General features: G+C 64.9%; 28 protein-coding genes. All 28 read right to left on the bottom strand.

Features of this window, described 5'->3' with window-relative positions:
• Nucleotides 1-83: 83 nt before the first annotated feature.
• A complete protein-coding gene (locus SPHPHY_RS0112545; RefSeq protein ID WP_022687036.1) occupies nucleotides 84-656 on the bottom strand; it encodes a hypothetical protein in 573 nt (190 codons plus the stop codon).
• A 112-nt stretch (nucleotides 657-768) separates the two neighbouring features.
• Nucleotides 769-2,322, bottom strand: coding sequence for a glutamine-hydrolyzing GMP synthase (gene guaA / locus SPHPHY_RS0112550; protein ID WP_022687037.1), 1,554 nt, complete (start codon nucleotides 2,320-2,322; stop codon nucleotides 769-771).
• Nucleotides 2,323-2,386: 64 nt separating this feature from the next.
• A complete protein-coding gene (gene map, locus SPHPHY_RS0112555; RefSeq protein ID WP_022687038.1) occupies nucleotides 2,387-3,172 on the bottom strand; it encodes a type I methionyl aminopeptidase in 786 nt (261 codons plus the stop codon).
• Nucleotides 3,169-3,363: a ParD-like family protein gene (locus SPHPHY_RS0112560; protein ID WP_022687039.1), complete on the bottom strand. Its 195-nt coding sequence runs from the start codon at nucleotides 3,361-3,363 to the stop codon at nucleotides 3,169-3,171. The genes map and SPHPHY_RS0112560 overlap by 4 nt, the downstream gene beginning before the upstream one ends.
• Nucleotides 3,364-3,640: 277 nt before the next feature.
• Nucleotides 3,641-4,066 (bottom strand): 50S ribosomal protein L17, encoded by a 426-nt coding sequence (gene rplQ / locus SPHPHY_RS0112565; RefSeq protein ID WP_022687040.1) that lies wholly within the window; start codon nucleotides 4,064-4,066, stop codon nucleotides 3,641-3,643.
• A 225-nt stretch (nucleotides 4,067-4,291) separates the two neighbouring features.
• A complete protein-coding gene (locus SPHPHY_RS0112570; protein ID WP_022687041.1) occupies nucleotides 4,292-5,356 on the bottom strand; it encodes a DNA-directed RNA polymerase subunit alpha in 1,065 nt (354 codons plus the stop codon).
• Between the two features lie 95 nt (nucleotides 5,357-5,451).
• Nucleotides 5,452-5,841 carry a 30S ribosomal protein S11 gene (gene rpsK / locus SPHPHY_RS0112575; RefSeq protein ID WP_022687042.1) on the bottom strand — a complete coding sequence of 130 codons (390 nt, stop codon included), beginning with the start codon at nucleotides 5,839-5,841 and terminating at the stop codon, nucleotides 5,452-5,454.
• Nucleotides 5,842-5,946: 105 nt separating this feature from the next.
• Entirely contained in the window at nucleotides 5,947-6,315 is a 369-nt protein-coding gene (gene rpsM / locus SPHPHY_RS0112580; protein WP_022687043.1) for a 30S ribosomal protein S13, read from the bottom strand.
• 165 nt (nucleotides 6,316-6,480) lie between these two features.
• Nucleotides 6,481-6,738 carry a hypothetical protein gene (locus SPHPHY_RS0112585; RefSeq protein ID WP_028056873.1) on the bottom strand — a complete coding sequence of 86 codons (258 nt, stop codon included), beginning with the start codon at nucleotides 6,736-6,738 and terminating at the stop codon, nucleotides 6,481-6,483.
• 239 nt (nucleotides 6,739-6,977) lie between these two features.
• The gene (locus SPHPHY_RS0112590) at nucleotides 6,978-7,634 is read right to left on the bottom strand and encodes an adenylate kinase (protein ID WP_022687045.1); all 657 of its coding nucleotides are present in this window, start codon (nucleotides 7,632-7,634) and stop codon (nucleotides 6,978-6,980) included.
• 59 nt (nucleotides 7,635-7,693) lie between these two features.
• Complete coding sequence (secY, locus tag SPHPHY_RS0112595) at nucleotides 7,694-9,040, bottom strand: preprotein translocase subunit SecY (protein WP_022687046.1); 1,347 nt, start codon at nucleotides 9,038-9,040, stop codon at nucleotides 7,694-7,696.
• A gap of 250 nt (nucleotides 9,041-9,290) precedes the next feature.
• Complete coding sequence (gene rplO / locus SPHPHY_RS0112600) at nucleotides 9,291-9,812, bottom strand: 50S ribosomal protein L15 (protein WP_022687047.1); 522 nt, start codon at nucleotides 9,810-9,812, stop codon at nucleotides 9,291-9,293.
• A gap of 96 nt (nucleotides 9,813-9,908) precedes the next feature.
• Nucleotides 9,909-10,088, bottom strand: coding sequence for a 50S ribosomal protein L30 (gene rpmD, locus SPHPHY_RS0112605; RefSeq protein ID WP_022687048.1), 180 nt, complete (start codon nucleotides 10,086-10,088; stop codon nucleotides 9,909-9,911).
• A gap of 6 nt (nucleotides 10,089-10,094) precedes the next feature.
• Nucleotides 10,095-10,871 (bottom strand): 30S ribosomal protein S5, encoded by a 777-nt coding sequence (gene rpsE / locus SPHPHY_RS0112610; protein ID WP_022687049.1) that lies wholly within the window; start codon nucleotides 10,869-10,871, stop codon nucleotides 10,095-10,097.
• 3 nt (nucleotides 10,872-10,874) lie between these two features.
• The gene (gene rplR, locus SPHPHY_RS0112615; protein WP_022687050.1) at nucleotides 10,875-11,225 is read right to left on the bottom strand and encodes a 50S ribosomal protein L18; all 351 of its coding nucleotides are present in this window, start codon (nucleotides 11,223-11,225) and stop codon (nucleotides 10,875-10,877) included.
• Nucleotides 11,222-11,755 carry a 50S ribosomal protein L6 gene (rplF, locus tag SPHPHY_RS0112620; RefSeq protein ID WP_022687051.1) on the bottom strand — a complete coding sequence of 178 codons (534 nt, stop codon included), beginning with the start codon at nucleotides 11,753-11,755 and terminating at the stop codon, nucleotides 11,222-11,224. The genes rplR and rplF overlap by 4 nt, the downstream gene beginning before the upstream one ends.
• Complete coding sequence (rpsH, locus tag SPHPHY_RS0112625; protein WP_022687052.1) at nucleotides 11,755-12,150, bottom strand: 30S ribosomal protein S8; 396 nt, start codon at nucleotides 12,148-12,150, stop codon at nucleotides 11,755-11,757. The genes rplF and rpsH overlap by 1 nt, the downstream gene beginning before the upstream one ends.
• 9 nt (nucleotides 12,151-12,159) lie before the next feature.
• Nucleotides 12,160-12,465, bottom strand: coding sequence for a 30S ribosomal protein S14 (gene rpsN / locus SPHPHY_RS0112630; protein WP_022687053.1), 306 nt, complete (start codon nucleotides 12,463-12,465; stop codon nucleotides 12,160-12,162).
• Nucleotides 12,466-12,500: 35 nt separating this feature from the next.
• Nucleotides 12,501-13,085 carry a 50S ribosomal protein L5 gene (gene rplE / locus SPHPHY_RS0112635; protein ID WP_028056874.1) on the bottom strand — a complete coding sequence of 195 codons (585 nt, stop codon included), beginning with the start codon at nucleotides 13,083-13,085 and terminating at the stop codon, nucleotides 12,501-12,503.
• Nucleotides 13,078-13,395, bottom strand: a complete 318-nt coding sequence (gene rplX, locus SPHPHY_RS0112640; protein ID WP_022687055.1) for a 50S ribosomal protein L24 — start codon at nucleotides 13,393-13,395, stop codon at nucleotides 13,078-13,080. Before rplX ends, rplE begins: the two co-directional genes overlap by 8 nt.
• Nucleotides 13,395-13,763: a 50S ribosomal protein L14 gene (rplN, locus tag SPHPHY_RS0112645; RefSeq protein WP_022687056.1), complete on the bottom strand. Its 369-nt coding sequence runs from the start codon at nucleotides 13,761-13,763 to the stop codon at nucleotides 13,395-13,397. The genes rplX and rplN overlap by 1 nt, the downstream gene beginning before the upstream one ends.
• A 225-nt stretch (nucleotides 13,764-13,988) precedes the next feature.
• Nucleotides 13,989-14,261, bottom strand: a complete 273-nt coding sequence (rpsQ, locus tag SPHPHY_RS0112650) for a 30S ribosomal protein S17 (RefSeq protein WP_022687057.1) — start codon at nucleotides 14,259-14,261, stop codon at nucleotides 13,989-13,991.
• Nucleotides 14,262-14,274: 13 nt separating this feature from the next.
• A complete protein-coding gene (gene rpmC / locus SPHPHY_RS0112655; RefSeq protein WP_022687058.1) occupies nucleotides 14,275-14,481 on the bottom strand; it encodes a 50S ribosomal protein L29 in 207 nt (68 codons plus the stop codon).
• Nucleotide 14,482: 1 nt separating this feature from the next.
• Complete coding sequence (rplP, locus tag SPHPHY_RS0112660) at nucleotides 14,483-14,917, bottom strand: 50S ribosomal protein L16 (protein WP_022687059.1); 435 nt, start codon at nucleotides 14,915-14,917, stop codon at nucleotides 14,483-14,485.
• 12 nt (nucleotides 14,918-14,929) lie between these two features.
• Nucleotides 14,930-15,637: a 30S ribosomal protein S3 gene (gene rpsC / locus SPHPHY_RS0112665; RefSeq protein WP_022687060.1), complete on the bottom strand. Its 708-nt coding sequence runs from the start codon at nucleotides 15,635-15,637 to the stop codon at nucleotides 14,930-14,932.
• Entirely contained in the window at nucleotides 15,637-16,014 is a 378-nt protein-coding gene (rplV, locus tag SPHPHY_RS0112670) for a 50S ribosomal protein L22 (RefSeq protein WP_022687061.1), read from the bottom strand. The genes rpsC and rplV overlap by 1 nt, the downstream gene beginning before the upstream one ends.
• On the bottom strand, nucleotides 16,014-16,289 hold the full coding sequence (gene rpsS / locus SPHPHY_RS0112675) for a 30S ribosomal protein S19 (protein WP_022687062.1): 276 nt from the start codon (nucleotides 16,287-16,289) through the stop codon (nucleotides 16,014-16,016). The genes rplV and rpsS overlap by 1 nt, the downstream gene beginning before the upstream one ends.
• Complete coding sequence (gene rplB, locus SPHPHY_RS0112680) at nucleotides 16,289-17,122, bottom strand: 50S ribosomal protein L2 (protein WP_022687063.1); 834 nt, start codon at nucleotides 17,120-17,122, stop codon at nucleotides 16,289-16,291. Before rplB ends, rpsS begins: the two co-directional genes overlap by 1 nt.

The raw sequence follows: 17,122 nt of genomic DNA on the forward strand, positions 1-17,122 counted from the left end.
GGTCAGAGTCGCGCCGGCGTTAGCGCTCCCGGTATCGGCAACGTGGGGTGAGAGCAGCCCGACGATGTTCACCAACGGCAACACTATTGCCGCTGCGGGGCAATCACCTGTCGCACCATGCGGATCTCGGTCGCATAGCCCGGCTTCTTCGGCGTGCTGCGGATCAGGTAGATCGCGTCGGCCGCGCCGTCCGCCCCCTGCTTCTGCACGCCGCTCGCTTGTGAGCGGACGTCGCCTACGTCGAAGGTTTGTGGCGGCATCGTGACGAACCCGCCGCCGCTGCGCGCCTGCGCCGCGGCGAGCAGTTGCTGCCACTTGCCTTCATCGATCACGCCGTCGGTGTTGGTGATACGTACCGCACAGGCGTGGATCGGCGGCGCCTCGATCGTCACGACGATCCGGCTGGCGCCCGCGGGCATGCTCCAGCCGCGACCAGGATCGTCCTTGAGGTAGACGCGTAGTTCCTCGGGCGTCAGCGGACGCGCGCCGGGGATTTTGGCCATGCCCGCGGCCACGCGGGCTTCGTCCGGGAAGACGCGATTGCAGATCATGTCGAACATCCGCATCTGCCCCTCGCCACGGAACCGCGGTCGATCGGCGGATTGCGGCTGCGGCGCCGCGGCTTGCAGCGCGAGGACCAGCAGGACGGCGCTCATCGATTATCCCCTATCGGTCGCGATCGTTGTGGCACGCTTCCTCGATAGCCGCCACTACCTGCCGCAGCTTGCCTATGCCCGCGCCCTTACCCCGCACGGTCGCTCGTCCGCATCATTCCCACTCGATGGTGCCGGGCGGCTTGGAGGTGTAATCGTAAGTGACGCGATTGACGCCACGCACCTCGTTGATGATCCGGGTCGCCACCCGTGGCAGGAAGTCGCCGGGGAACTGGAAGGCCTGTGCCGTCATGCCGTCCACCGACGTCACCGCGCGCAGCGCCAGCACGTTGTCATAGGTTCGCCCGTCGCCCATCACGCCCACCGAGCGCACCGGGAGCAACACCGCAAACGCCTGCCAGATCGTGTCGTACAACCCGGCGTTGCGAATCTCCTCCAGATAGATCGCATCGGCCTTGCGCAGGATGTCGCACCGCTCCTTGGTGACCTCGCCGGGGATGCGGATCGCCAGACCCGGTCCGGGGAACGGGTGGCGGCCGACGAACACGTCGGGCAGGCCCAGTTCGCGACCCAGCACGCGCACCTCGTCCTTGAACAATTCGCGCAGCGGCTCCACCAGCTTCATGTTCATTCGTTCGGGCAGGCCACCGACATTGTGATGGCTCTTGATCGTCACCGACGGGCCGCCGGTGAAGCTGACGCTCTCGATCACGTCGGGATACAGCGTACCCTGCGCCAGGAAATCCGCGCCACCGATCTTCTTGGCCTCCGCCTCGAACACGTCGATGAAGGTCTTGCCGATGAACTTGCGCTTGGCCTCCGGATCGGTGACCCCGGCCAGCCCCTCCATGAACAGCGCCTGCGCCTCCACATGGACCAGCGGGATGTTGTACGCGCCGCGGAACAGGCCGACGACCTGTTCGGCCTCTCCCTCCCGCAGGATGCCGCCGTCGACGAACACGCAGGTCAGCTGCTCGCCGATCGCCTCATGGATCAGCACCGCGGCCACCGCCGAATCGACCCCGCCCGACAGGCCGCAGATCACGCGGCTGCCGCCGACCTGCTCGCGGATCTCCGCGATCTTGACGCTGCGGAACTCGGCCATCGTCCAGTCGCCGGTCAGCCCGCAGACATGGCGGGCGAAATTGGCGATCAGCTTCGCACCGTCCGGCGTATGGACCACCTCCGGATGGAATTGCATCCCGTAGAAGCGCCGCTCCTCGTCGGCGGTGATCGCGAACGGCGCGCCGGGTGACGACGCGACCGGCACGAAACCGGGGGCGAGCGCCGCGACATGATCGCCATGGCTCATCCACACCTGGTGGCGATCGCCCGACTGCCACAGGCCGTCGAACAACGCGCAGGTCTGGTCGACCTGGACGAACGCCGAGCCGAACTCGCCCGACATGCCCTTTTCGACGCGCCCGCCAAGCTGCGCATTCATCACCTGCTGCCCGTAACAGATGCCGAGCACCGGCACGCCGGCGTCGAAGATCGCCTGTGGCGCGCGCGGGCTGCCCTCGTCGACCACCGAGGCCGGACCGCCCGACAGGATCACGCCCTTCGGCTTGAGCCGGGCGAACGCCTCGGCGGCGGACTGGAAGGGCGCGACCTCGCTATAGACCCCCGCCTCGCGCACGCGACGCGCGATCAGCTGGGTCACCTGGCTGCCGAAATCGACGATGAGGATGTTGTCGGGATGCTCCATGACGGGCCTGTAGCGGGAGTGCGCGCGCCGGGAAAGAGGGCGGAGAAGAGCGTGGACGCCGGGTTCAGCGGCGTACGCCTCTCGGCACCACCTCGTTCGCACGCAGCGTCAGTATCTCCACTCCGGTCGCGGTGACCGCCACGGTATGCTCGAACTGCGCGGAGAGCTTGCCGTCGCCCGTTTCCACCCGCCACCCGTCGTCGATTGTGACGACCTTGCGCGTGCCCTGGTTGACCATCGGCTCGACCGTGAAGGTCATGCCCTCTTGCAGCACGGCGCCACTGCCCGGGCGGCCATAGTTCAGCACCTCCGGCGCCTCGTGCATTTCGCGCCCGATGCCGTGCCCGCAGAAATCGCGCACCACCGCATAGCCGTGCTGCTTGGCGTGCCGGTCGATCGCCGCGCCGACATCGCCAAGCCGCGCGCCGGCGCGGACTTGCGCGATGCCCTTCCACATCGCTTCCTCCGCCACGCGCACCAGCCGCCGCGCCGCAGGCGCGACCGCACCGACCAGGTACGTCTTGCTCGAATCAGCGATGAACCCGTTCTTTTCCAGCGTGATGTCGAGGTTCACGATATCGCCGTTGCGGATGATCTCGGCGGCATCAGGCACGCCGTGGCAGACCACCTGATTGATCGAGCTGTTGAGCACATACGCGAAATCATACTGGCCCTTGCTGGCGGGACGGGCCTTCAGTTCATCGACGATATAATGCTCGACGAGATCGTTGATCGCCAGCGTCGACATGCCCGCGAGCGATCGCGCATCGAGCATCCCGAACACTTGCGCCAGCAGCCGACCGGATTCACGCATCAGCGCAAGTTCGGGGGGTGTCTTGATCGTCGTCATGCCGCGCGTGCGGGCGACGCGACCGCTCGTTCGCGCGCAACGATCTCATTGAATGACAGCGCCGGGTTTGCCTCCGCAAGCATCCCGATCTTCATCCAGAACTCAGCCTGCGCGTTGATCGACCGACACATGACGTTGCTCGCGCGCCGGGCTTCCTCATGGAGAAGGTCATCAATCTTCACAATCCCCACACACGTTCTCCACACCGTTATCAACATACGGACCGTATATGGTCAGGATAGCCCCCCTGTCATGTGATGGTTGCTGAAAGCGGGCGCGGATCACCGTTCGATATCGCGAGAACCGCACACGGTACACGCAGGTATCCCGCCCTATTGCAGCGGATCGCTTCCGGGCTCCGACTTTGACGGAGATCACGCCGGGCGCACCGGCGCCGCCTGCAACGCGGAAACGAAAAAGGCCGCCCCGTTGCCGGAGCGGCCCTTTCCTCGACATTTCGTCGCCCGATCAGGCGGCGGTGTCGTAATCCTCGTCGTCGTTCATCACCGGGCCCGAATCCTGGCCCTTCGCCGAGACGTCGCGATCGACGAACTCGATGATCGCCATCGGCGAGGCGTCCGACGCGCGGATACCTGCTTTGATGACGCGGGTGTAGCCGCCGTTCCGATCGGCATAGCGCGTGGCCAGCACGTCGAACAACTTCACCAGCTGCGCATCGTCAAGCAACCGCGCATGCGCGAGACGGCGGTTCGAAAGGCCGCCCTTCTTGCCCAGCGTGATCAGCTTTTCGATGTAAGGACGCAATTCCTTCGCCTTGGCGACGGTGGTGGTGATCTGCTCATGCTTGATGAGTGCCGCAGACATGTTGCGGAACAACGCGATGCGATGTGCCGAAGTACGCTGCAGCTTACGACCGCCTACACGATGGCGCATGATCTTCTTCCTTCTCGTTCGTCAGGGGGCCGGTTCAGGGAACCCCGGGACAGGTCGGGACGGTGGCCGACCGGAAAACCGTCACCCCTGCGAAGGCGGGGGTCCATGTCTGGTTCGGCGTACGAGACGCCGGTCTAGGCAGGAGGATGGCAGGTGACGACGCAGCGAAGCTGCGCCGTCCACCGAAAGCCGCTCCGCGAATAGCTCGCGCTATTCGCGTGTGGCTCAGCCCATGATTTCCTGCTCGAGCTTCTTGGCGACTTCCTCGATGTTCTCGGGCGGCCAGCCAGGGATTTCCATCCCGAGCCGCAGCCCCATCGAGGACAGTACTTCCTTGATCTCGTTGAGCGACTTGCGGCCGAAGTTCGGGGTCCGCAACATTTCCGCTTCGGTCTTGCCGACCAGATCGCCGATGTAGATGATGTTGTCGTTCTTGAGGCAGTTCGCCGAACGGACCGACAGTTCCAACTCGTCGACCTTCTTGAGCAGGTAGCGGTTGATCTGCGCGGTATCGCTGGGCGCCTCGCCACCGGTCGCCGCCGGAGCGGCTACGCCGATCGGTGCCGAACGCGTCACCGACGAATCATCGAAGTGCACGAACAGCGCCAGCTGGTCCTGAAGGATGCGGCCGGCATAGCCCACCGCGTCTTCCGGGGTGACCGTTCCGTCGGTCTCGATCGTCAGCGTCAGCTTGTCGTAGTCCAGGTCCTGCCCGACACGGGTCGGATCGACCTTGTACGACACCTGGCGCACCGGCGAGTACAGCGCGTCGACCGGGATCAGCCCGATCGGCGCATCCGCCGGACGGTTGTTGACCGCCGCGACATAGCCCTTACCGACGTCGGCGGTCAGTTCCATGTTGAACGTCGCGCCCTCGTCGAGGTGGCAGATGACCAGCTCGGGGTTCATCACTTCGATGTCGCCCGACACTGCGATGTCGCCTGCCTTGACCTCGGCCGGCCCGGTCGCGGACAGCTGGAGCCGCTTCGGGCCTTCGCCCTGCATGCGGATCGCAATCTGCTTCACGTTCAGGACGATGTCGGTCACGTCCTCGCGAACGCCAGCCAGCGAGCTGAACTCGTGGAGCACGTTCTCGATCTTGATCGACGTCACCGCCGCGCCTTGCAGCGAGGACAGCAACACACGACGCAGCGCATTGCCGAGCGTCAGGCCGAAGCCGCGCTCCAGCGGTTCGGCGATGAACGTCGCCTTGCGCTTGCCGTCACCGCTCTTCTTTTCGAGCTGGTTGGGCTTCTTCAGTTCTTGCCAGTTCTTTGCGTTGACAGACAAGCTCTCGTCCCCTGGGGTTGGGCCGGACGCGGGGGACGCGACCGACCGGGTAATGAACGCAGCCGCTCGTCAGCGACTGCGCGAAGCGCACGTCGTTAGACGCGACGGCGCTTGGACGGGCGGACGCCGTTGTGCGGGATCGAGGTCACGTCGCGGATCGACGTGATCTGGAAACCGACCGCCTGCAGCGCGCGCAGCGCCGACTCACGACCCGAACCCGGGCCCTTGACCTCGACCTCGATCGTGCGAACGCCGTGCTCGGCGGCCTTCTTGCCAGCGTCTTCGGCCGCGACCTGTGCGGCGTAAGGCGTCGACTTCCGGCTGCCCTTGAACCCCATCATCCCGGCCGAGGACCAGCTGATCGCATTGCCCTGCGCGTCGGTGATGGTGATCATGGTGTTGTTGAAGCTGGCGTTCACGTGAGCGACGCCTGCGGTGATGTTCTTGCGCTCGCGCCGACGAACGCGCTGCGGTGCCTGTGCCATATGGTGTTCCTGACCTTTATTTCCAAGACGAGGGCCGGGAGGCTGTACACCTCTGACCTGCCCCCGACGGAGAAGAAGACGAAATCAGTCGAAGAGACTGGCTTCTTACTTCTTCTTGCCCGCGATCGGCTTTGCCTTGCCCTTGCGGGTGCGCGCGTTGGTGTGCGTCCGCTGACCGCGGACCGGCAGGCCCTTGCGGTGACGCAGGCCACGGTAGCAGGCAAGGTCCATCAGGCGCTTGATGTTCATCGCAGTCTCGCGACGAAGATCACCCTCGACGGTGTGGTCGGCGTCGATCGCCTCGCGGATCTGCAGCACTTCCTGATCGCTCAGGTCCTGCACGCGACGATCGGCAGCGATGTTCAGCTTCGTGGTGATTTCCAGCGCCTTGGCCGGACCGATGCCGTGGATGTAGGTCAGCGCGATCAGAACGCGCTTGTTGGTCGGGATGTTGACACCCGCGATACGTGCCATGGATTTGTTCTCCTGTGCTCCACAGGGTGCGGCATGGCTGCCACGCACCCCATCTCGTCGCATTGCGCTTCCCATCCCCAGGTTTCCGGCGCCTCACCCGCGAACGCGTGAGAGGGGCACGCACGAACGTGCCGCCGGGACTCGGTGGATTGGAAGGAAGAGCCGTTAGGGCGGCGGTAACGTCGTGTCAAGCAACGGGTTCCGGACACCACGCCGCAATTGCCCCCAACGCCGCAGTGCGACCACGAACCACGCCAGTTCGACGAGCCCGAACGGCCAGGCTCCCTGCAGAAATCCATATATCGAACCCAACAGACATCCGATCGCGAACAACAATGTCCAGAACGGCGCGCGCGCCTCCAACGCGTAGCAGACGAGGGTGAAGCTGACCGCGAAAAGGCCGAAGGCGGTAAGGGCGTCCATCCGCCGCGTCATGCCGGATGCGGCACGCCACGGCCAGTCCCATCGACCGGACACGAAAAGGCCGACGGAGGACAGGGAACCTCCGCCGGCCATCGGCGCCCTACGGGAGTTCGGGCGACGATCGTTACCGTCGCCTCGTGGGGAGGGACGACGGGGCAGCGTCTGTTTCGCTGCCTCGACGAACTCTCTACACCCGTCTATCCGGCCGCCACCTTACGCGACCATGAACTTTCCGTCACCTACGCGACGGGCACTGCTGCGAGGATCGACTCGATCTGCGCGGTCACCGAGTCGATCTGCCCCATACCATCGACACGCGACACCAGCCCGCGCGCCTCGTAGATAGGAATGATCGGCGCGGTCTTGGCGCGATATTCGGCCATCCGCGTACGCACCGTCTGTTCATTGTCGTCGGGACGACGCTTGAACTCGTGCGCACCGCACACATCGCAGGCGCCCTCGACCTTGGGCTGCTTGAAGGTGTCGTGATAACCGGCCCCGCAATTCGCGCAGGTAAAGCGCCCGACGATCCGCTCGACCAACGCGTCCTCATTGACCTCGAGCTCGATCACCGCATCCAGCCGCTGCCCGCGCTCGTCGAGCAACAGGTCAAGTGCGTCGGCTTGCGCAGCAGTGCGCGGATAGCCGTCGAAGATCGCGCCGCTCGCCGTGCCGGCGTCGAGCCGCTCTCCGATCAACGCCGAGACGATCGCATCGCTGACCAATTCGCCCGCTTCCATCACCGCCTTGGCCTGCAACCCCACCGGGGTGCCCGCCTTCACCGCCGCGCGCAGCATGTCGCCGGTCGACAATTGCACCAGCCCGTGGGCCTCGACCAATCGCTGCGCCTGGGTTCCCTTGCCCGCCCCCGGCGGCCCCAGCAGAATGATGTTCACCGAACTCGTCCCCTTTGTCCGTCCCTGTCAGCGCCCCGTCCCTGTCGGAGCGCCATCCCTCAGCGGCGGCGAGCGCCCTTGAGCTTCGCCTTCTTGATCAGGTCGCCATACTGGTGCGCCAGCAGGTGCGACTGGATCTGCGTCACCGTGTCCATCGTCACGTTGACGACGATCAGCAAGCTGGTGCCACCCAGATAGAACGGGATCGACAGCGCCGACACGAGATATTCCGGAACCACGCAGATGAACGTCAGATACGCCGCGCCAATCACGGTGATGCGCGTCAGCACATAATCGAAATAGCTCTCGGTGTTCTTGCCCGGGCGAATGCCCGGGATGAACCCACCGTACCGCTTCAGGTTCTCGGCGGTTTCTTCCGGGTTGAACACCACCGCCGTGTAGAAGAACGAGAAGAAGATAATGCCGCCCGCATAGAGCGCCATGTAGACCGGCGAACCGTGCTGGAGATACTGGTTGAGGCTGATCAGCACGTCGCCCCACCAGCTCTCGCCCGATACGCGGTTGCCCGCGAACTGGGTGATGGTCAGCGGCAGCAGCAGCAGCGACGAGGCGAAGATCGGGGGGATCACGCCCGCGGTGTTGATCTTGAGCGGAAGATGACTGCGGTCCGCCTGCATCCCACGCTGCGTCTGCCGCTTGGGATATTGGATCAGGATACGGCGCTGGGCGCGCTCCATGAAGCAGATCAGCAGGATCAGCCCGACGACCACCACTACGATCGCGATGATCGACACCGGACTGGTCGAGCCAGAGCGCCCGCCCTCAAGCAGGTTGAGCAGCGTCGTCGGCAGGTGCGCGACAATGCCGGCCATGATGATCAGCGATACGCCGTTGCCGATTCCGCGACTGGTGATCTGCTCGCCCAACCACATCAGGAACATCGTGCCGCCGATCAGCGAGATGACCGCACCGACGCGGAACAGCATGCCCGGCTCGATCACCGCGCCGCCGGCCTCCAGCCCACGGGCGATGAAATACCCCTGCACCGCCGTCAGCGCGACCGTGCCGTAGCGCGTGTACTGATTGAGCTTCTTGCGCCCCGACTCGCCTTCCTTCTTGATCGCGGCGAGCTGCGGACTGAGCGAGGTCGCCAGCTGCACGACGATCGATGCCGTGATGTACGGCATTACGCCCAACGCGATCAGCGACGCGCGCGACAGCGAGCCACCCGAGAAGGTGTTGAAGAAGTCGAGCACACCGCCCTTCATTCGCTCGGCCAGCACGCCAAGCTGCGTCGGGTCGATCCCCGGCAGCGGCACGTAGCTGAGCAGGCGGAAGACGATCAGCGCTCCGATCGTGAACCACAGTCGCTTCTTGAGGTCGGTAGCCTGCGAAAACTTCGCGAGGCTGATGCTCTGCGCCATCTGGTCGGCTGCGGATGCCATCGTGTCGGTGTATCCTGGAAACGAAGAACGGCGGGATGCGTTTATACCGCCCCGCCGTTCATATAGGCACTTGGCGCGCCTTGTCTAACCCGGCGAGGCGCAGCGATCACGAAACCCGGCGTCCACGAACGATGGCGGCATGTGCCAGACCGGATCGTCCGAGGAAAAAGGCCGTCCGGTGCCAGAGGCGGGGACGGCGAGCGCCGAACGGGAGAGAACGACCATTGGCCGCCCTCCCCCACCCTGTCGCTTAAGCCTGCTTGCGTGCCGCCTGTGCGGTGCGGTGCTTGGCCTTGGCCTTGTCCGCAGCCGGTACCAGCTCCGGCACGTTCACCGACCCACCGGCATTCTCGATCGCGGTGCGCGCACCGGCCGAGACGCCCTGAACCGTGAAGTTCAGCTTGGCCGAGAACTCGCCCTTGGCGAGGACGCGGACGCCATCCTTGCCGCCGCGCGCCAGGCCAGCAGCCTTCAGCGTGGCATGATCGATGTCGGTCGCGGTCAGCTTGCCGGCGTCGATCGCCTTCTGGATCGCGCCCAGGTTCACCTCGGCATAATCCTTGGCGAAGATGTTGTTGAAGCCACGCTTCGGCAACCGCATGTGGAGCGGCATCTGCCCGCCTTCGAAGCCGGCGATGGAAACGCCCTCGCGGCTCTTCTGGCCCTTCTGGCCACGACCACCGGTCTTGCCCTTGCCGGAACCGATGCCACGACCGACACGCATCCTGCGATGACGGGCGCCCTGGTTGTCGCTGAGTTCGTTAAGCTTCATGATATGCACTCGCTTTCGCTTTTGTCGCGCTGAAATAAGGAAGGGGGCCGGTTAGCCCCCTTCCAACGTCTTGTCACTAGTCGCGTGATGAAGGGCTCAGCCCTCCAGCACCTCGACCATGTGCTGCACCTTGCGGATCATGCCACGGACCGACTCGGTATCTTCGAGTTCGGACACCTTGTGCATCTTGTTGAGGCCCAGCCCGACGAGGGTCGCGCGCTGATCCTTGGTGCGACGGATCGGCGATCCGGTCTGCTTCACCTTGATGGTCGCCATATCGACTTACTCCACCACTGCCGCGGCATCCGCCTCGGCGGTCTGCGCATCGGCACCATGCGCGCGGCCCAGCAGATCGGCGATCTTCTTGCCGCGACGCTGCGCCACCGACTTCGGCGAGGTCTGGCTGCCCAGCGCCTCGAACGTCGCACGGATCATGTTGTAGGGGTTGGACGTACCGACCGACTTGGTCACCACGTCGTGAACGCCCAGGCTTTCGAACACGGCGCGCATCGGGCCGCCCGCAATGATCCCGGTGCCCTGCGGCGCCGAGCGAACGGTGACGCGGCCGGCACCGAAGTGGCCGTTGCCGTCATGGTGCAGCGTGCGACCTTCCTTCAGCGGCACGCGCAGCATCTTCTTCTTCGCAGCGGCCGTCGCCTTGGAGATCGCCTCCGGCACTTCGCGCGCCTTGCCATGACCGAAGCCTACGCGGCCCTTGCCATCACCTACGACGACCAGCGCCGCGAAGCCGAAACGCTTGCCGCCCTTCACCGTCTTCGAGACGCGGTTGATGTGCACCAGCTTCTCGATCAGCTCTTCGCCGCCGTCATCCTGGCCACCACGACGGTCGTCACGACGTCCGCCGCGCCCATCGCGGCCACCGCCACGATTGCCGCCCGGGCCACCACGACCGCCGCCGCCACCCGGGCCGCCGCGGCCACGGCCGCCGCGCGCGCCGCGCTCACCGCCGCCCTGGTAGCCGCCGGCGTTGCCGTCCTGCGGCGCCGCTGCGGCCTCGTTCTCCACAGCCTGCGGCTGCTGGTTGTTCTCGTCAGCCATGTCTTAGAACTCCAGTCCGGCTTCGCGCGCCGCCTCGGCCAGCGCCTTGACGCGGCCGTGGAAAAGGAAGCCGCCACGATCGAAGACGACCTGGGTCACCCCGGCAGCCTTCGCGGCTTCCGCCACGCGCTTACCGACGGCAGCAGCCGCCTCGGTGTTGGCAGTCTTGCCCTCGTGCCCGGCCATCGTCGAGGCCGAAGCGACGGTACGGCCCTGCGCGTCGTCGATGACCTGCGCGTAGATGTGCTTGCCCGAACGATGCACCGACAGGCGCGGACGGGTCCCGGCACGCGCGCGCAGCGCGGTCCGGTTGCGGCGACGCCGCTTCTCGAAAAGCGAAAGACCCTTGGTCACTTCTTCTTCCCTTCCTTACGGAAGATAAACTCGCCCGCGTACTTGATGCCCTTGCCCTTGTACGGCTCCGGCTTGCGCCAGCGGCGGATCTCGGCGGCCAGCTGGCCGACCTTCTGCTTGTCTGCGCCGCTGATCTCGATCGTGGTCGCATCCGGGGTCTTCACCTCGATGCCTTCCGGCACGTCGATGTTGACGTCATGGCTGTAGCCGAGCTGCAGCTTCAGGTTGCGGCCCTGTGCGGCGGCACGATAACCGACACCGGTGATAAGCAGCTTCTTGTTGAAGCCCTCGGTCACGCCCGTGACGAGATTCTGAACCAGCGTGCGGTGCATGCCCCAGAACGCGCGTGCGCGCTTGGTGTCGTTCGCCGGCGTCACGCCGATCGCGTCGGACTGCACGTCGTAGCTGATGAACTCCGACATGGGCATCGTCAGGGTACCCTTGGGGCCCTTGACCGACAGCTCATTGCCAGAGCGGGTCGCGGTGACGCCCGAGGGGATCGACACCGCTTTTTTACCGATGCGGCTCATCAGAACACCTCCGCGAGCACTTCGCCGCCGACGTTCTGCTCACGCGCTTCCGCATCGGAAAGCACGCCGCGAGGCGTCGAGACGATGGTGATGCCAAGGCCGTTCATCACACGCGGCAGCTCGGTGGCGCCGGAATAGATGCGACGGCCGGGCTTGGAAACGCGCGCGACATGCTTGATCGCAGGCTGGCCCTCGAAATACTTCAGCTCGATGCGCACGCCAGCGGCGGGGCCCATCTGCTCTTCGGAATAGCCACGGATGTAGCCTTCGCGCTGCAGAACGTCGAGCACGCGGACGCGAAGCTTCGACGACGGCGAAAGGACACTGTCCTTCTTCGCGCGCTGGCCGTTGCGGATGCGGGTGAGCAGGTCACCCAGGGGATCGGTCACTGCCATCTTACGTCCTTACCAGCTCGACTTGGTGAGACCCGGGATCAGGCCCTTGTTGGCCAGATCGCGCAGCATCACACGGGCAAGCCCGAACTTGCGGTAATAGGCGCGCGGACGACCGGTCAGCGCGCAGCGGTTGCGAACGCGCGTCGGATTCGAATTGCGCGGCAGCTCGGCCATCTTCAGGCGCGCGATGAGACGCTCGGTCTCGTCAAGCGACTGGTCGTTGGCCTGCGCCTTCAGCTTCGCCAGCTTGGGCGCATATTGCGCCACAAGCTTCTTGCGACGCTCGTTCTTGTTCACGGAACTCAGTTTCGCCATGGACTTAAGCTCTCTTTATCAGACCAGAAGGGCGGTCATGCCGCCTTCTTCTCAGTCGTTTCTTCCTCGATCGGGAACGGGAACCCAAACAAACGGAGCAGCTCGCGCGCCTCGTCGTCGGTCTTCGCGCTCGTCGTCACGATCACGTCCATGCCGCGCACCTTGTCGATGCGGTCATAGTTGATCTCCGGGAACACGATCTGCTCCTTGATGCCGCAGGCGTAATTGCCACGGCCATCGAAGCTTTTCGGGTTCAGCCCGCGGAAATCGCGGACGCGCGGCAGCGCGATGGTGATGAAGCGATCGAGGAACTCGTACATCCGCTCGCGGCGAAGCGTGACCTTCACGCCGATCGGCATGCCCTCACGCAGCTTGAACTGCGCGATCGACTTCTTCGCCTTTGTGATCACCGGCTTCTGGCCCGCGATCAGCTCCATCTCGGACGCAGCCTGGTCGACGCGCTTCTTGTCCTGCGTCGCCTCGCCAACGCCCATGTTGAGCACGATCTTCTCAATGCGCGGGATCTCCAGCGCATTCTTGTAACCGAACTTCTCGGTCATCGCCGCCACGATGCGATCGTCGTAGATCGCCTTCATGCGGGGCTTGTAGGCGTCAGCCACCGATCTTCTCCCCGGTCTTGACGGCCACGCGGACCTTCTTGCCGTCCTGCGTCTCGAAACGGACGCGGGTCGGCTTCCCATCGGCGGTGACGTGCGCCACCTTCGAGATGTGCAGCGGCGCCTCGATCTTCTCGAGACCACCCTGCGGGTTTGCCTGGCTCGGCTTGCGGTGACGGGTCGCGACGTTGACGCCGCCCACGATCACCTTGCCATCGCGCGGCATCGCCACGGTGACGGTACCGGTCTTGCCCTTGTCCTTGCCGGACAGGACGATGACCTGATCGCCCTTCTTGATCTTCGCGGCAGCCATTACAGCACCTCCGGAGCCAGCGAGATGATCTTCATGTGCTTCTTGCCACGAAGCTCGCGCACCACCGGGCCGAAGATACGGGTGCCGATCGGCTCCTCGTTCTTGTTGACCAGCACCGCGGCGTTGCCGTCGAAACGGATCACCGAGCCGTCGGCGCGACGGATGTCCTTGGCGGTACGCACGATCACCGCGCGGTGAACGTCGCCCTTCTTGACGCGGCCACGCGGCTGCGCCTCCTTGACGCTGACGACGATGATGTCGCCGACGCCGGCCGTGCGGCGCTTGGACCCGCCAAGCACCTTGATGCACTGCACCCGCTTCGCGCCGCTGTTGTCAGCGACGTCGAGATTGGATTGCATCTGGATCATCGATCCGCTTCCTTCTCGCTCATGGGGTGGATACCGACCCAACCCCGCCTATAAAAAAACGACCCCCGGCGGCGGGCCTAACCCGCGCCAGGGGGAGCAGCCCGGTAGCTGCTCCGTCGATGGAAGGCAAGCCCCCATCCCACGTCGCCCCCGCCCGCTCATGTGGTCTCCGACGTCTCCGCCGGACCCTGCACGAAACGGTGCGAGGCACTTCATCGACGACGCTTACGCGTCGACGTCGACCCGCTCCGGCGCCACGTGCGTGTTCACGCGGTCCAGCACCTTCCAAGTCTTCAGCTTCGACATCGGTGCGATCTCCTCGATGCGCACCGTCTCGCCTGCCTTATACTCATTCGCCTCGTCATGGGCGTGATACTTCTTCGAACGGCGGATGATCTTGCCGTAGAGCGGGTGCTTGACCTTACGCTCCACGTTCACGACCACCGTCTTCTCGCCCTTGTCGGAGACGATCACTCCGGTCAGCACGCGCTTCGGCATGTGCGTCGTCCTCTTACTTGGCCGCGGCGGCAGCGTTGCGCTGCGCCTGCAGGGTCTTGATACGGGCGATGTCCTTGCGGACCTCACGCACGCGGCTCGGCTTCTCGAGCTGGCTGGTCGCAGCCTGGAAGCGCAGGTTGAACTGCTCGCGCTTCAGGTTGCCCAGGTTCTCGGAGAGCTGGTCGTCGCTCTGGCCGTTGAAGTCGGTCTTGTTCGCCATCTTACTCGCCTCCCAGGTGCGAGGTGTCGCCGAGGCGCGCCACGACCTTGGTCTTGATCGGCAGCTTCATCGCGGCGCGCTCGAACGCTTCCGCGGCCAGCGGCCCTTCGACGCCGTCGAGTTCGAACAGGATCCGGCCCGGCTTGACGCGGGCGGCCCAGAACTCCGGCGAACCCTTGCCCGAGCCCATGCGGACTTCGGCGGGCTTGCTCGACACCGGCACGTCCGGGAACACGCGGATCCACAGACGCCCCTGGCGCTTGATATGGCGTGTGATCGCGCGGCGGGCCGCCTCGATCTGACGCGCGGTGATACGATCCGGCTCCATCGCCTTGAGGCCATAGGAGCCGAAGTTCAGCGACGTACCGCCCTTGGCGTCGCCGTGAATACGGCCCTTGAACGCCTTGCGGAACTTGGTGCGCTTCGGTTGCAGCATGTCCGTTATTCCTTAGCGACGGTCGTCGCGCGCAGGGCGGACGCCGGAGGTCTGAGCCTCCATCATGAGGCGATCGGTCGCGAACGGATCGTGACCGAGGATCTCGCCCTTGAACACCCACACCTTCACACCGCAGACGCCATACGCGGTGTGCGCTTCGGCATGTGCGTAGTCGATGTTGGCGCGCAGCGTGTGCAGCGGCACGCGGCCCTCACGATAGCTCTCCGAACGCGCGATCTCCGCGCCGCCCAGACGGCCACCGCAATACACCTTGATGCCGTCAGCGCCGAGCCGCATCGCGGACTGCACCGCACGCTTCATGGCGCGGCGGAATGCGATACGACGCTCCAGCTGATCGGCGATGCCCTGTGCGATCAGCTTGGCATCGACCTCCGGCTTGCGGATCTCGACGATGTTCAGCGACACGTCCGAGCTGGTCATCGCGCCGAGGATCTTCCTCAGCTTCTCGATGTCCGAGCCCTTCTTGCCGATGATGACGCCCGGGCGGGCTGCGAAGATCGAAATGCGGCACAGCTTGGCCGGACGATCGATCACCACCTTGGAGATCGCGGCCTGCGGCAGCGTCTTCATGATGTACTGGCGGATCTTCAGATCCTCCAGCAGCAGCTTCTTGTAGTCGGCGCCTTCGGCGTACCAACGGCTGTCCCAGGTGCGGTTGATCTGCAGGCGCAGACCGATCGGGTTGCTCTTATGACCCATTAGGCTTCTTCCTGCTCGCGCACGACGATCCGCAGCCGTGAGAACGGCTTCAGGATCCGGGTGGACTTGCCGCGGCCGCGCGTTGCGAACCGCTTCATGGTGATCGACTTGCCGACCGACGCCTCGGCGACGACCAGTGCATCGACGTCGAGGTTGTGGTTGTTCTCGGCGTTGGCGATGGCCGAAGCCAGAACCTTGCGCGCATCGATCGCCATCGACTTCTTCGAGAAGGCGAGGATGTTCAGCGCATCACCGACCTTGCGACCGCGGATCAACGCAGCGACCAGGCCCAGCTTCTGTGCCGAACCACGGATCTGCGTGCCGACCGACAACGCTTCCTTGTCGCCGACCTTGCGGGGGGACTGAGGCTTGCTCATCAGCGCTTGCCCTTCTTGTCAGCCGCGTGACCCGGGAAATAACGGGTCGGCGCGAATTCACCGAGCTTCATGCCGACCATGTCCTCGTTCACCGTCACCGGCACGAACTTGCGGCCGTTATAGACGGTGAAGGTCAGGCCGATGAACTGCGGCAGGATGGTGGAGCGACGCGACCAGGTCTTGATCGGCGCACGGCCGCCAGCGTCCTGTGCGACTTCGGCCTTCTTGAGCAAGCTCAGCTCAACGAACGGGCCCTTCCATACGGAGCGCGCCATTACTTCTTCCTCGCGTGACGGCTACGGATGATCATCTTGTCCGTCGCCTTGTTGTGGCGCGTGCGCGCACCCTTGGTCGGCTTGCCCCACGGCGTCACCGGATGGCGACCGCCCGAGGTCCGGCCTTCGCCACCGCCGTGCGGGTGGTCGACCGGGTTCTTCGCCACACCGCGCGTCAGCGGACGCTTGCCCATCCAGCGCGAACGGCCGGCCTTGCCGAGGTTCTGGTTCTGGTTGTCCGGGTTGGAAACCGCACCGACCGTCGCCATGCAATCGCCGTGAATGTAGCGCTGCTCGCCCGAGTTCAGGCGCACGATCACCATGCCGCGGTCACGACCGACGACTTGGACGTACGTGCCCGCCGAACGTGCGATCTGGCCGCCCTTGCCGGGCTTCATCTCGACGTTGTGGACGATGGTGCCGACCGGCATCTGGCCGAGCTCCATCGCATTGCCCGGCTTCACGTCGGTCTTGCGACCGGCGACGACCTTGTCGCCCACCGCGAGCCGCTGCGGCGCGATGATGTATGACTGCTCGCCGTCCGGATACGAAACCAGCGCGATGAACGCGGTGCGGTTGGGATCATATTCCAGCCGCTCGACCGTGCCGTCCACGTCCCACTTGCGACGCTTGAAGTCGATGAAGCGATAACGCTGCTTGTGACCGCCGGCGATGCCGCGCGAGGTCACATGGCCCTTGTTGTTGCGGCCGCCGCTCTTGCGCTTGCCTTCGGTCAGCGCCTTGACAGGCTTGCCCTTCCACAGCGACGACTTGTCGACGAGGATCAGGCCGCGCTGCGCCGGCGATGTCGGGTTATAATGCTTGAGTGCCAT

The sequence above is a fragment of the Sphingomonas phyllosphaerae 5.2 genome (genome assembly GCF_000419605.1).
Lineage (GTDB): Bacteria > Pseudomonadota > Alphaproteobacteria > Sphingomonadales > Sphingomonadaceae > Sphingomonas > Sphingomonas phyllosphaerae_B.

What these genes read in the sequence shown, in the direction of transcription:
- SPHPHY_RS0112545 (WP_022687036.1), bottom strand. Translation starts at nt 656, where the DNA reads ATGAGCGCCGTCCTGCTGGTCCTCGCGCTGCAAGCCGCGGCGCCGCAG.
- guaA (WP_022687037.1), bottom strand. Translation starts at nt 2,322, where the DNA reads ATGGAGCATCCCGACAACATCCTCATCGTCGATTTCGGCAGCCAGGTG.
- map (WP_022687038.1), bottom strand. Translation starts at nt 3,172, where the DNA reads ATGACGACGATCAAGACACCCCCCGAACTTGCGCTGATGCGTGAATCC.
- rplQ (WP_022687040.1), bottom strand. Translation starts at nt 4,066, where the DNA reads ATGCGCCATCGTGTAGGCGGTCGTAAGCTGCAGCGTACTTCGGCACAT.
- rpsK (WP_022687042.1), bottom strand. Translation starts at nt 5,841, where the DNA reads ATGGCACAGGCACCGCAGCGCGTTCGTCGGCGCGAGCGCAAGAACATC.
- rpsM (WP_022687043.1), bottom strand. Translation starts at nt 6,315, where the DNA reads ATGGCACGTATCGCGGGTGTCAACATCCCGACCAACAAGCGCGTTCTG.
- SPHPHY_RS0112585 (WP_028056873.1), bottom strand. Translation starts at nt 6,738, where the DNA reads ATGGACGCCCTTACCGCCTTCGGCCTTTTCGCGGTCAGCTTCACCCTC.
- secY (WP_022687046.1), bottom strand. Translation starts at nt 9,040, where the DNA reads ATGGCATCCGCAGCCGACCAGATGGCGCAGAGCATCAGCCTCGCGAAG.
- rplO (WP_022687047.1), bottom strand. Translation starts at nt 9,812, where the DNA reads ATGAAGCTTAACGAACTCAGCGACAACCAGGGCGCCCGTCATCGCAGG.
- rpmD (WP_022687048.1), bottom strand. Translation starts at nt 10,088, where the DNA reads ATGGCGACCATCAAGGTGAAGCAGACCGGATCGCCGATCCGTCGCACC.
- rpsE (WP_022687049.1), bottom strand. Translation starts at nt 10,871, where the DNA reads ATGGCTGACGAGAACAACCAGCAGCCGCAGGCTGTGGAGAACGAGGCC.
- rplF (WP_022687051.1), bottom strand. Translation starts at nt 11,755, where the DNA reads ATGAGCCGCATCGGTAAAAAAGCGGTGTCGATCCCCTCGGGCGTCACC.
- rpsH (WP_022687052.1), bottom strand. Translation starts at nt 12,150, where the DNA reads ATGGCAGTGACCGATCCCCTGGGTGACCTGCTCACCCGCATCCGCAAC.
- rpsN (WP_022687053.1), bottom strand. Translation starts at nt 12,465, where the DNA reads ATGGCGAAACTGAGTTCCGTGAACAAGAACGAGCGTCGCAAGAAGCTT.
- rplX (WP_022687055.1), bottom strand. Translation starts at nt 13,395, where the DNA reads ATGGCTGCCGCGAAGATCAAGAAGGGCGATCAGGTCATCGTCCTGTCC.
- rplN (WP_022687056.1), bottom strand. Translation starts at nt 13,763, where the DNA reads ATGATCCAGATGCAATCCAATCTCGACGTCGCTGACAACAGCGGCGCG.
- rpsQ (WP_022687057.1), bottom strand. Translation starts at nt 14,261, where the DNA reads ATGCCGAAGCGCGTGCTGACCGGAGTGATCGTCTCCGACAAGGGCGAG.
- rpmC (WP_022687058.1), bottom strand. Translation starts at nt 14,481, where the DNA reads ATGGCGAACAAGACCGACTTCAACGGCCAGAGCGACGACCAGCTCTCC.
- rplP (WP_022687059.1), bottom strand. Translation starts at nt 14,917, where the DNA reads ATGCTGCAACCGAAGCGCACCAAGTTCCGCAAGGCGTTCAAGGGCCGT.
- rpsC (WP_022687060.1), bottom strand. Translation starts at nt 15,637, where the DNA reads ATGGGTCATAAGAGCAACCCGATCGGTCTGCGCCTGCAGATCAACCGC.
- rplV (WP_022687061.1), bottom strand. Translation starts at nt 16,014, where the DNA reads ATGAGCAAGCCTCAGTCCCCCCGCAAGGTCGGCGACAAGGAAGCGTTG.
- rpsS (WP_022687062.1), bottom strand. Translation starts at nt 16,289, where the DNA reads ATGGCGCGCTCCGTATGGAAGGGCCCGTTCGTTGAGCTGAGCTTGCTC.
- rplB (WP_022687063.1), bottom strand. Translation starts at nt 17,122, where the DNA reads ATGGCACTCAAGCATTATAACCCGACATCGCCGGCGCAGCGCGGCCTG.